The 11,319-nt window shown below is 61.1% G+C and carries 15 protein-coding genes; 9 read left to right on the top strand and 6 right to left on the bottom strand.

Annotated features, from left to right (window positions below):
* The first annotated feature begins 29 nt into the window (after positions 1–29).
* From ACLH0H_RS17625 to yegS, 4 genes are all read left to right on the top strand, one after another.
* A complete protein-coding gene (locus tag ACLH0H_RS17625; RefSeq protein ID WP_411378967.1) occupies positions 30–341 on the top strand; it encodes a hypothetical protein in 312 nt (103 codons plus the stop codon).
* A 24-nt stretch (positions 342–365) separates the two neighbouring features.
* The gene (locus tag ACLH0H_RS17630; protein WP_411378968.1) at positions 366–692 is read left to right on the top strand and encodes a hypothetical protein; all 327 of its coding nucleotides are present in this window, start codon (positions 366–368) and stop codon (positions 690–692) included.
* 32 nt (positions 693–724) lie between these two features.
* Positions 725–1,270, top strand: coding sequence for a hypothetical protein (locus ACLH0H_RS17635; RefSeq protein WP_411378969.1), 546 nt, complete (start codon positions 725–727; stop codon positions 1,268–1,270).
* Positions 1,271–1,360: 90 nt separating this feature from the next.
* Positions 1,361–2,281 carry a lipid kinase YegS gene (gene yegS / locus ACLH0H_RS17640; RefSeq protein ID WP_411378970.1) on the top strand — a complete coding sequence of 307 codons (921 nt, stop codon included), beginning with the start codon at positions 1,361–1,363 and terminating at the stop codon, positions 2,279–2,281.
* On the opposite strand, the gene ACLH0H_RS17645 is transcribed toward yegS, so the two are convergent.
* The 3 genes from ACLH0H_RS17645 to ACLH0H_RS17655 form a co-directional block, all read right to left on the bottom strand.
* A complete protein-coding gene (locus ACLH0H_RS17645) occupies positions 2,240–2,899 on the bottom strand; it encodes a response regulator (protein WP_411378971.1) in 660 nt (219 codons plus the stop codon). The genes yegS and ACLH0H_RS17645 overlap by 42 nt on opposite strands.
* Positions 2,896–3,789 (bottom strand): sensor histidine kinase, encoded by an 894-nt coding sequence (locus ACLH0H_RS17650; protein WP_411378972.1) that lies wholly within the window; start codon positions 3,787–3,789, stop codon positions 2,896–2,898. Before ACLH0H_RS17650 ends, ACLH0H_RS17645 begins: the two co-directional genes overlap by 4 nt.
* Before the next feature lie 340 nt (positions 3,790–4,129).
* Positions 4,130–4,579, bottom strand: coding sequence for a hypothetical protein (locus ACLH0H_RS17655; protein ID WP_411378973.1), 450 nt, complete (start codon positions 4,577–4,579; stop codon positions 4,130–4,132).
* A 541-nt stretch (positions 4,580–5,120) separates the two neighbouring features.
* On the opposite strand from ACLH0H_RS17655, the gene ACLH0H_RS17660 reads away from it, so the two are divergent.
* Complete coding sequence (locus tag ACLH0H_RS17660) at positions 5,121–6,056, top strand: chemotaxis protein CheV (RefSeq protein ID WP_411378974.1); 936 nt, start codon at positions 5,121–5,123, stop codon at positions 6,054–6,056.
* Between the two features lie 40 nt (positions 6,057–6,096).
* Positions 6,097–6,903, top strand: coding sequence for an MOSC domain-containing protein (locus tag ACLH0H_RS17665; RefSeq protein ID WP_411378975.1), 807 nt, complete (start codon positions 6,097–6,099; stop codon positions 6,901–6,903).
* A 65-nt stretch (positions 6,904–6,968) separates the two neighbouring features.
* On the opposite strand, the gene ACLH0H_RS17670 is transcribed toward ACLH0H_RS17665, so the two are convergent.
* Together ACLH0H_RS17670 and ACLH0H_RS17675 are read right to left on the bottom strand one after the other, a co-directional pair.
* Complete coding sequence (locus tag ACLH0H_RS17670) at positions 6,969–7,250, bottom strand: pyrimidine/purine nucleoside phosphorylase (RefSeq protein WP_411378976.1); 282 nt, start codon at positions 7,248–7,250, stop codon at positions 6,969–6,971.
* Positions 7,251–7,437: 187 nt separating this feature from the next.
* A complete protein-coding gene (locus ACLH0H_RS17675; RefSeq protein ID WP_411378977.1) occupies positions 7,438–7,980 on the bottom strand; it encodes an exonuclease domain-containing protein in 543 nt (180 codons plus the stop codon).
* 138 nt (positions 7,981–8,118) lie between these two features.
* On the opposite strand from ACLH0H_RS17675, the gene ACLH0H_RS17680 reads away from it, so the two are divergent.
* Positions 8,119–8,757, top strand: coding sequence for a TetR/AcrR family transcriptional regulator (locus tag ACLH0H_RS17680; protein ID WP_411378978.1), 639 nt, complete (start codon positions 8,119–8,121; stop codon positions 8,755–8,757).
* A gap of 78 nt (positions 8,758–8,835) precedes the next feature.
* Positions 8,836–9,630 (top strand): substrate-binding periplasmic protein, encoded by a 795-nt coding sequence (locus ACLH0H_RS17685; RefSeq protein WP_411378979.1) that lies wholly within the window; start codon positions 8,836–8,838, stop codon positions 9,628–9,630.
* A gap of 53 nt (positions 9,631–9,683) precedes the next feature.
* Here the strand turns inward: ACLH0H_RS17685 and ACLH0H_RS17690 are convergent, their stop codons facing one another.
* Positions 9,684–10,235 carry an RNA polymerase factor sigma-70 gene (locus tag ACLH0H_RS17690; RefSeq protein ID WP_076953019.1) on the bottom strand — a complete coding sequence of 184 codons (552 nt, stop codon included), beginning with the start codon at positions 10,233–10,235 and terminating at the stop codon, positions 9,684–9,686.
* A gap of 301 nt (positions 10,236–10,536) precedes the next feature.
* Between ACLH0H_RS17690 and ACLH0H_RS17695 the strand changes: the two genes are divergently transcribed.
* Positions 10,537–11,289 carry a thioesterase II family protein gene (locus ACLH0H_RS17695; RefSeq protein ID WP_411378980.1) on the top strand — a complete coding sequence of 251 codons (753 nt, stop codon included), beginning with the start codon at positions 10,537–10,539 and terminating at the stop codon, positions 11,287–11,289.
* Positions 11,290–11,319: the final 30 nt, after the last annotated feature.

Here is an 11,319-nt window from a genome sequence, read left to right on the forward strand (position 1 = left end):
TGCCAAACGCGTCCATAAGGAAGAGCACCATGTCCACGATGAAACTGCTGTTGAGTGTTTGCGCGTTGTCGCTGATCGCCTGCACGGGCAGGGGCTTTCAGCCGCCGCCCGGTGACTTCACCCAATGGAAAAAAAGCGGGGTTTCGCAGCAGGGTGTCGACGATGCCATGCGGGCCTGCGGGTATACCAACCTGGATGGCGCGGGGGACCGTTCGCCCATCGATGAAAGACTCACGCGCTTTTATTGCATGAAGGACGCAGGCTTCAAACGCAAGGACGGCCTGGACCTGTGCAAGCTTGGCCGTATTGGTGAGTCCCCGGTGTGCGACGGCCGCCGTTAATCTTCGACTAAAAGGAAGCAAGAGATGAGCAAGATACGCAATGGACTGTACGGCAGCGCACTGCTGCTGGCGGCGGCCACTCTGGGCGGGTGCGCGTCTTCGGCGGCCATCACCGGCGAGCCCGGGGTGAACATGGGTGACAGCTACCAGCAGGTGCTCGCGGTGGTGAGCCGCAACAACGCGGTGACCAAACAGGTCGACGGCCAGGGGTTTCGGGCCGAGGGCTATTCGAAAATGTTCAAGGATTGCCGCATCAAGTACTTCATGTTCCAGGGCGCCGATGGGCTGCAGCGCGTGAGCTACGAGCCGGCGCCGCAGTTGTCGGTCAGCCAGAACTGCCGTCAGCCCTGACCGGCGCCTTGTCCTTTTTGAGTTGAATGCCCATGACCGTTTTACCTGCCGTTCCCCTGACGCTGCTGGTGCTGCTCACCGGGTGCGGCCAGGTGGCGAATATTCGCTCCCTCAGCACTGCCTATGCGCCGCCGCAATCGGGTGAGACCGCGCGCGTCCGGGTGATTACCGACGGCATGGTGCGCGCGGTGCCGGGGCGTGATTGCCTGGACTGGAATGTGCCGGGCGCTGGAGTGATGGCGTCGGTGAAATCCGGCTTCCCCGACCATAACGGCGAAACACTCGGCATGCCCGGACCGGTCTACACGTGGAAGGCAGCGGTGACGTCGGAGCTGTTGGTGCCGGCGAACAAGCCGATTGCGTTCCACTACCTGGGCCGCCTGCAGTATTCCCGGCAATGCTTCAGCACCATGAGCTTCGTACCGCGCCCCGGTGCGGATTACATGGTGCAGGGCTCAATGTCGGCGAACTGCTCGTTCCAGCTGCATGAACTGCCGGCGGGCGCCAAGCAATGGGTGGCCGTGAACCCCCCGCCCACCGGGAAAATAGCCATGTGCAATGCGATGGACAATTTTTAGCCCGCCAATTAATTTCCAGGCTCAGTGACTTTTTCCTACTCCTCAAAGGTCAACATCCTGCATGCACCTTTGAACCCAGGAGTTTTCCCCATGAGCACCCCCAAGGCACTGTTGATCCTCCATGGCAAGCAAGCCCTCAACGAGGACGTGCGAGCGGCTGTGCAGGCGCGGCGCGAGCAGGGTGGGGAGTTGGCGGTACGGGTGACCTGGGAGGGCGGCGACGCCGGGCGGCTGGTTAACGAAGCGTTGGCCGCAGGCTACACCCACATCATTGCCGGTGGCGGCGACGGCACCTTGCGCGACGTGGCCGAAGCCATGGCCCTGGCCAGGACCGACGCCAGCCTGGTGTTGATGCCGTTGGGCACCGCCAACGATTTCGCCAAGGCCGCCGGTGTACCGCTGGAGCCCGGCCCGGCGCTGGCGCTGCTGGACGTGCCGGCGCGGGCAATCGACCTTGGCCGGGTCGCCGGGCAGATCTTCCTCAACATGGCCACTGGCGGCTTTGGCAGCCAGGTCACCGCCAATACCTCCGAAGACTTGAAGAAAATCCTCGGTGGCGCGGCCTATCTGTTCACCGGCCTGTCGCGTTTCAGTGAGTTGAAAGCCGCCTATGGCGAGCTGGAAGGCCCGGATTTCCACTGGAAGGGCGAGCTGCTCGCGCTGGGTATCGGCAATGGTCGCCAGGCGGGCGGCGGGCATGAGTTGTGCCCTGGTGCCATGGCGGATGACGGCTTGCTGGACGTCAGCATCCTGCCGGCGCCCCAGGAAGTGGTCGGTACGCTTCGCGAATTGATGACCAACGGCTGGGGCCTGGACACCATGTTCGTCCGTGCGCGGCTGCCATGGGTGAATATCAAGGTTGCGCAGGGCCTGTACATCAACCTCGATGGTGAGCCGCTGGAAGGTGACGACCTGCACTTCGAAGTGTTGCCCAAGGCCTTGCGTGTGCACCTGCCAGTCGGTTCGCCGCTAGTCGTCCAGGCTGATGATCTGCTCACGCACCGCGAATAGCACCAGGCCCGCCACATCGAAGATCTGCAGGCGTTTCATGATCTGCGAGCGGTGGGCTTCCACGGTCTTGATGCTCAAGCCCAGGCCGTGGGCGATTTCCCGCGTGGACTTGCCGCGCACGACCAGACGCAGGATCTCCAACTGCCGAGCCGTGAGGTTGTGGCTTTGAGCCTTTGGTGTGGCCGGGCCCTGGCCGCGCACCAGCGCCTGGCTTATCACGGTGTGGGCGATCGCCGGGCTCAGGTAGCGTTCGTCATTGCACAACGCGAGCAGCGCGTGTTCCAGCTCGTTGGCGGTGGTGTCCTTGAGCAAGTAGCCATGGGCGCCGGACTCCAGCGCGCACATGATCAGTTCCGGCTCGGTGTGCATCGACAGGATCAGCACGCGGCTCTTGGGGTAGGCGCGCTTGAGCTGCTGCAAGGCGTCCAGGCCGCCCGTGTGCTTCATCGACAGGTCCAGCAGCACGATATCCGGCAGCAATGTGCTGAACTGCTCAAGCAATTGCGCGCCATCGCTGGCTTCGCCGATCACCGTGTAGCCGGGAATGTCCTGGACCAGCGCGCGTACGCCGGCCCGGATCAGTGCATGGTCATCCACCAGGAGTAATGTGCAGCTCACTCGGAAACCTTAGGGGAACTGGCCCGTTCGAGGGCGCGGGGCGACCAGGGGAAGAGCGCGTCGATCCGGGTCCCTTTGCCTGGCTGGCTGCTGACGGACAAGGTGCCGCCCAGCTGATCTACCCGCTCGGCCATGCCGGCCATGCCCCGTTGGCCTTCCAGGCCCGGGTTGGCGGCGGGCGAGAAGCCCTGGCCGTCATCGCAGATACTCAACGACAAGCCCTCGGGCAGGCGTTGCAGGCGTACCAGCAGGTTGCGCGCCTGGGCGTGGCGCAGCACGTTGGTGACCGCTTCCTGGGTGATGCGAAAGGCCGCCACGGCCATTTCTTCCGGGATGCCGTTCAGTCGTTGCTGGCATTCCAGGCTCCAGCACACCGGTGTGTTTTCCAGGGTCTTGAGCAGGTGCGCACGCAGGCTGGCTTCCAGGCCCAGGCTGGCCAGCTGACGGGGGTTGAGGATTGCGGAAACATCGCGCACCTTGGCCAGGGTTTCATTCAAGGTGTCGCACAGCGCCGTGCACTGGCTTTGCAGGTCTTCGGGCAGGCGACGCTTGAGCCATTCGCTTTGCAGCTTGGCGGCGGTGAGCAGTTGGCCGATATCGTCATGCAGTTCGCGGCTGAGGCGGTGGCGTTCGTTTTCCTGCACCTGCAGCAAACGGTCGGCCAGTTCCTGGGGCTGGAACTTGATGGATGTGCGTGAACGCCACTGCTGCAGGCCGACCACCATCAGCGTGGCGAGGTTGAGCACAATCACCAGTAATGGCAGCGGCGCGGAGCGGGTATAGGCCCACAGGCTCAGCAACAGCGAGCCAAGGCACAGGGCGATGATCCAGCAGCGTGCATTGCTGCAGGACGCGAACCTGGCGATGAGGGTCTTTAGGCTGGCGTACATAGCGGATGGAGCCAATGAGGGTTCGCTGCGGGAAGACCGGTCACGGCGGCTGACCGGGCTTTATTTGGAATACGTAGTCGGATCGTCTTCATGCCTATGAAGTTGAGTCACTTCGAGTCGAGCATAGTACCACCACTATTACCGTCGGTCGCCTGATGCGGTGCCTTGCAAAATTATTGGCCGCGCAAATACCCCGGGCGGTATTCCCAGAGTTGTGAGAGTGGTGGGTTATATATTCAGGTTAGTGGCTAATTGATATCTTCTGCGGCTATTCCCGCCAATAAACGAGTTGGCGTTGTCGTTATCCAGACAATGTCGGGTTAAACCCGACCGCAAGCGTTCAAGATACGCGGTGCACAGGTTGCTCAGGTTTATAAGTGAACTCTTTCTGCGGAATTTGCAGCGTGACCGTTGCAATCAATTTCGCTTGCTCGCTCTCATCCATGCCCAGTTCGCCCGTGCGGGTATCGATCAGTTCCAATTGCCACGCCAGCAACGTCAGGCACGCGTGCAAGGCCTCCAGCGCCTGATCATGCAACTGCATGGGGCAGGCGGCGTTGGCGATCAGGTATTGAATATGTCGGGAGAACTCGCTGATCGCCTGCAGGGCCAGGCTGTCGGCCTTCTCGGCCAGTTTGGCGAGGCTCGACTTCATGCAGTCGATGGCATCGCTGTCGTCGCGAATCAGCTGCAGGTGGCTCAAGCACTCTTCTGATTTGGCCAGCAGCGTTTGCGCTTCCAGCAAGAACTCGGGAAGCGTGGTCTGCCATTCATTTGCGCTGTTCATCATGCAAGTCTCCGCAACATAAGGTCGGGTGATGAGATGCCGCGTTGGGTGAATGGCTTAAAACTAGCGCTGAAATGAGACTGGAATCTGTAGGTTGCTTCTGACTTTTCAGTAGGACGTTTATGAGAGTGCAGGCGACAGCTGCGCGCGACCCTCATGAGTGGGGTCGATTGCGCACCTTCGATTGTTGACATCCGGATGTCTGGAAGACCCGCGGGTCGAGGGCTTGGTATGGCAAACAAAAGCCTGACTCCATTCATGCATTGAGAATGGCGTCACATTAATGGCTATTAGATACTGCGAATATCAGGTTGGGCCTGATTGCGTATAGGGGAATCCCCTACATGGCGGAACTCCGCGTCGAATAGAATGTCGCGCAACGACGCTGTACCGCTCTGTGTAGAAGGCAAATGCAGTAAACCATGATGTCAGTGTGACATCAATGTATTTACGTGGCATTTTACTTGGGGTCAAGGTCTGGCGCTCGCCGCCGATAACCACCTTATGTGAACTGCACAACCCTTTAGCGCATCAGGAGCTTTCAATGGCCGGCATTCTCGACACGGTAGATCAACGCACGCAACTGGTGGGTGAGAATCGCCTGGAGATCCTCATGTTTCGCCTGGCCGGTCGCCAGTTGTTCGCCATCAACGTGTTCAAGGTGCAGGAAGTCCTGCAATTGCCCAAGCTGACGTTGATGCCCCAGCGCCACCCCTTCGTGTGCGGCGTGGTCAACCTGCGTGGCCAGACCCTGCCGGTGATTGACCTGTCCCAGGCCATCGGCATGCGCCCGCTGGTGCCGGGGCCCAACAGCACCATTATCGTCACCGAATACAACCGTTCCGTGCAGGCCTTCCTGGTGGGCGGCGTGGACCGCATCGTCAATATGAACTGGGAAGCCATCCTGCCGCCGCCGGCCAGCGCCGGGCGCCAGCACTACCTCACCGCCATCAGCAAGGTCGACGACCAACTGGTGGAAATCATCGACGTGGAAAAAGTCCTGGCCGAGATCGTGCCGTACAACGCCAAGGTTTCCCGTGAAAAACTTGAAGACCCGGTACTGGAGCGCGCCCGTGGCCGCGAGGTGCTGCTGGTGGATGACTCCAACGTAGCGCTTTCGCAACTGCGCGACACCCTCGGCCAACTGGGCGTGAAGATGCACATCGCCAGCGACGGCCTCAAGGCTTTGAACATGCTCAAGGGCTGGGCCGACAGCGGCGAGGTGATGACCGATAAGCTGCTGATGATCTTCACCGATGCCGAAATGCCCGAAATGGACGGCTACCGTCTCACCACCGAAATCCGTAACGACCCGCGCCTGCGCAAACTCTACGTGGTATTGCACACGTCGCTGTCGGGCAGCTTCAACGACTCGATGGTGAAAAAGGTCGGGTGCGACAACTTCCTGTCCAAATTCCAGCCCGACAAGCTGGTGGATGTAGTGCGTCAGCGTTTGATGCTGGACGAAGTGCTCGCTTGACCTTAGGGTGGCGGCCTAGTCCTCTCAGGAATGCAGGCCCATGCTTCGTCTCAGCGCGTTGTACCGTTACCCCTTGAAGTCCGGCAAGGCCGAAAGACTGCAGCAGGTCGGCCTGGATAAGCTCGGGGTGGACGGCGATCGACGCTGGATGCTGGTGGACGAGGCCAGCGGGCGTTTCCTTACCCAGCGTGCCGTGGCGAAGATGAGCCAATTGTCGGCGCTGTGGAACCGCAGCGGTGGACTCACCCTGAGTTCGCCGGGGTACGCGCCGCTGGACGTGGCGCTGCCCGGCAGCGACGCCGCGTTGCGTGGCGTAACCATCTGGCGCGACACCCTGCGCGTGCCGGATGCCGGCGACGAAGCCGCAGCCTGGGTCAGTGACTTCATCGGCAAGCCGACGCGCCTGGTGCAAATGCCCCTGGAGCGCGCGCGGGCCACTGATGCCGGATACGGCCAGGACGATGACCAGGTAGGCTTTGCCGATGGCTACCCGCTGCTGTTGATCGGCCAGGCTTCCCTGGACGATTTATGCGCGCGCATCGGTCGCCCGATGGACATGCTGCGCTTTCGCCCCAACCTGGTGATCGAAGGCGGCGACGCCTTTGCTGAAGACGGCTGGAAACGCCTGCGCATCGGTGATGTGGAATTCCGAGTGGTCAAGCCATGCTCGCGCTGCATCCTGACCACCATCGACCCGCAGACCGGCGAGCGCAACGCCGACCGCGAACCCTTCGCCACGCTGGAGTCCTATCGCAAGACCGAGCAGGGGGCGATGTTCGGCCAGAACCTGGTCAACGATGGCAACGGGCGCCTGGAAATCGGGATGCCGGTGACGATACTCGAATAGCGTTACTGGCCATAAAAAATGCCCGTCTCTGGGGAGACGGGCATTTTTTTGACTGCCAGGAAGCCTTAGCTGCGGTATTCGCACAGGTAGGCGGTGTCCACGGCGACCTTCAACTGGAACTTGCTGTTGGCCGGTACGTTGAACTGGCTGCCGGCGGCGAAGGTTTCCCACTCGGCATCAGGCAGCTTGACGACCAGGGCGCCGGAGACCACGTGCATGATTTCACGTTGGTCGGTGCCGAATTCGTATTCGCCGGGGGCCATGACGCCGATGGTCGCCGGACCTTTTGCGGTGCCGAAAGCGATGGACTTGACGGTGCCGTCGAAGTACTCGTTGACTTTAAACATGGGCGGTTCCTCGGAAAAGGGGGTTGAGACTCTACCGTAGGAGCGAGCTTGCTCGCGAAAAACGCATAAGCGACACGGGCCATCTGATAGCGCTGCGTTATCGTTGGCCTTCTTCGCGAGCAAGCTCGCTCCTACAGTTGAGCCGCAAGAAAAGGTTGCTCAGTATGCCCAAGCCGTCGGGAGCTGCCTAGACCGGCAAAATCAGCGGCAGCAGGCGCGCGGTGTTGCGCGCATCTTCCAGCGCCCGATGTTGCTGGCCATGGAACTGCATCCCCGCCAATTGCAGGGCGCCGTTGAGCCCCAGGGGCTTGTCCAGGCGCCGGGCCTTGGCGAAGCGTTGCTTGAGGTTCACATGGGGCGTATCGGCGAGCGCGCTGGCCAGGCCATGGCGCTGCCACTCCAGTTCCAGTTGGCGGCGGTCGTAATCCCCCCAGCTGGCCCAGCCTTCCAGGCGCGGCCGGTGCTGGCCCAGCCAGCGCTCGAACAGCGGCCACACCTCGGTGATCGGCGCGGCGCCATCGATGTTCGCCTGGGTGATGTGTGTCAGTTGCCGACAGAAGGGCGTCAGCAGCGGCCGGCGCAGCGGCCGTACAAAGCGCTGGAAATGATCCAGCTCGCGCCCCTGGCGGTTGACCAGGCTCGCGCCGATCTCGATGACTTCCATCTCCGTCACGGGCCAGCCGCCTTCATCCGTTGTGGCTTCAAGGTCAATAATCAGCCAATGAGGCATTGCGCAGGTTCCCGTACTCTTCCCTTTCTGTTGGGGATAGAGCGTAGCCCGGCCCTGTAGTTCCGCCAAGCGCTTGCTTGGTTGGCCGGCACGGCCTAAATTGCCGGCCAACACGACCGTAGAAGCAAGGAGAGAGGCATGGATGAGCACAACGCCCTGCGGGTGATGCGCACCATGGTCGACGGCGGCCAATTGACCGACCCCGACAGCGCCCGGGGCAAGCTGCTGCAAACCGCGGCCCACCTGTTTCGCAACAAGGGCTTCGAGCGTACCACCGTGCGTGACCTGGCCAGCGCCGTGGGCATCCAGTCCGGTAGCATCTTTCATCACTTCAAAAGCAAGGACGAGATCCTGCGAGCGGTAATGGAAGAAACGATCCGCTACAACACCGCGATGATGCGCGCTTGCCTTGAAGACGCGGTGGACGTACGCGAACGTGTGCTGGTGCTGATTCGTTGCGAATTGCAGTCGATCATGGGTGGCAGCGGCGAGGCCATGGCGGTGCTGGTGTACGAATGGCGCTCGCTGTCGACGCAAGGCCAGGCACAGGTGCTGGCCCTGCGCGACATGTACGAAGACATCTGGCTGCAAGTGCTGGGGGAGGCCAAGGCGGCAGGTTATATACGCGGCGATGTGGTCATTACCCGGCGGTTTCTCACCGGCGCGCTGTCCTGGACCACCACCTGGTACCGCGCCGAGGGTGGCCTGACCCTCGAACAATTGGCGCAAGAAGCCCTGCTGATGGTGCTCAAAGCCTCCCCTGACGCAAGCTATTAATTTACCGGTAGAAAGTTGTCTCGCCAGACAAAAACGCCTAGTTTATCGCCATTAGCCTTTTGAACGGTGTGTGCCTTGATGTTTTCGCCACGGCGGCTGGCCGCAGGACTTACCTTTTGGGCATTGGGCAGCGCTTGGTGCATACCGGCCTTGGCTGCGCAGCTGGTAAGGGTCGGCGCGGCGCATTTTCCTCCTTACACCGTGCGTCCGGAGCAGGGCGCCGACACCGGCCTGCTGCCACAACTGATTGTGGCGCTGAACGCCTTGCAAAGCGATTACCAGTTTGTGTTGGTGCCCACCTCTATCCCGCGGCGTTTTCGCGATTTCGAGCAGGGCCGGATCGACATGGCGATCTTCGAAAACCCTGACTGGGGTTGGCAGGAGATTCCCCACACTGCCGTCGACCTGGGGCTGGAGGACGCGGAGATTTTCGTCGCCCAGCGTGAGCCCGGTCGCGGCCAGAGCTATTTCGCAGACCTCAAAGGCAAGCGGCTGGCCGTATTCAGCGGTTATCACTACGCCTTCGCCCACTTCAACCCCGACCCCAAGTCCATGGTCGAGCAGTTCAACGCCACGTTGACCTACTCCCATGACAGCAACCTGCTGATGGTCGCGCGTGGGCGTGCCGATATCGCCTTGGTGACCCGTTCGTACCTGAGTGATTTCATGGTGCGCAACGCAGATATGGCCGCGCAGTTCCTGGTATCGGAGCGCATCGACCAGGTGTATCACCACTACGCATTGCTGCGCCCGAAAGCGCCGATCACGGGCGAAGCGTTTTCCGAGCTGCTCAAGCAACTGCGGGACAATGGCCAGATGCTGAAGATTTTCGAGCCCTATCGCATCGACATTACCCCTGCGCCCCGACAGTGATCGTTCCCACGCAGAGCGTGGGAATGATCAATTATTCAGTGCGGCCGTTAATGTCAAACCCGCCGCGCGAACGTATCGCTGTGAGTGCCCGATACCTTGCGGCAGTGCACCAGCGCATCCCGGATCATGAAGTTCACCAACGTTGGCGACACCCCCAATTCCTTGGCGATGTCCTTTTGCGGCACGCCATGCAAACGGTACATCTCGAACGCATAGCGGGTGCGCTGGGGCAGCTCCGTCAAGGCGTCGGCGATGTTTTCCAGGGTGCTGAAATTGATGTGCGAGGTTTCCGGAGAAGCGCCGTGGATAACCACATTCAAGCCTTCCTCTTCGGTCCCTGAGTATTTGAGCTCCAGGGCCTGCTTGCGGTAATGATCGATCGCCAGGTTGCGCACGATCTGGAACAGGTAACTGAGCTGGGCCTTGAATGACGACGTGATCGTCGGCGCCGACTGCAGCCGGAAGTAGGCGTCCTGCACTACGTCTTCGGCACGGGAGCGGCACCCGGTAATGCGTGCCGCGATCTTCACCAGGATCAACCGATTGTCGACGAATGCCTGGAGAAGCGGTGAGTCGCACCTGCCTGTGGATACTTGTTCCGTCATGGAATTCACCTTGTAGCAAAAGAAGTTAGGGGAGGGCGTCCTTGCTGAAGCCTCCTACACATCGGGCAACAAATTATGCTTAATGATAATTATTGTCAAATGAGAAGACGAACTAATCCTATGCTTTCTTGTTAGGTGTGAACCACGTCTCGCGCGTACCCGACGACTAATTATTTGCCGCTGCCGTCCGTTCTTCTGGGTGACAGGCTGTTAGTAAAACGGCCAAGGATCAGCACCCGCAGGAGGGCAAAATGGGTTTTTATCGTGCATACAGCGTGTTTCAGTTTGGAGTCGTCGCCAGATGAGTACGCCGCCTCGACTGCGCCTGTTCTGCCTGCCCTATTCGGGCGCCAGCGCCATGGTTTACGCGCGTTGGCGGCGAGCGCTGCCGAAGTGGTTGCAGGTATGCCCGCTGGAGTTGCCCGGCCGTGGCATGCGCATGGACGAGCCGTTGCAGCGCGACATCAAGGCCTTGGCCGCGCAACTGGCGGACGAAATCAGCCGCGACTTGAGCGGCCCCTATGCCCTGTTCGGCCACAGCCTGGGCGGCCTGCTCGCGTTCGAACTGGCCCATGCGCTGGGGGCGCGCAAGGTGCCGGCGCCGCTGGCGCTGTTTGCCTCCGGCACGGCCGGGCCGGCGCGTCGCGATGTCAGTGAATACGCCATCGAAAAGACCGACGAACAACTGATCGCCCGCCTGCGCGAACTGCAAGGCACCACCGAAGAAGCCCTGGCCAACCCTGAGTTGATGCAATTGATGCTGCCGATCCTGCGCGCCGATTTCCTCTTGTGCGGCAGCTTTACCTATGGCGAGCGCGCGCCGCTGGACGTGCCGATCCACGTATTCGGCGGCAAGCAGGACAGCGTGCGCGCCGACCAGTTGCTCGACTGGCAGCTTGAGGCGGCCAGCGGCTTTTCGCTGGACATGTTCGACGGCCACCACTTCTTCCTCGTGCAACACGAAAGCGCCGTGCTGCGCCGCGTGCGGCGCTATGCCGACGAACACCTGGCCCGCTGGCGCCACGGTGCGGCACGGCAACTGGCCGCCGGTTGAAAGCCTCTTCAATTCCCGAATTTCCCGCAA

The organism is Pseudomonas sp. MPB26, assembly GCF_046605355.1.
Lineage (GTDB): Bacteria > Pseudomonadota > Gammaproteobacteria > Pseudomonadales > Pseudomonadaceae > Aquipseudomonas > Aquipseudomonas cedrina.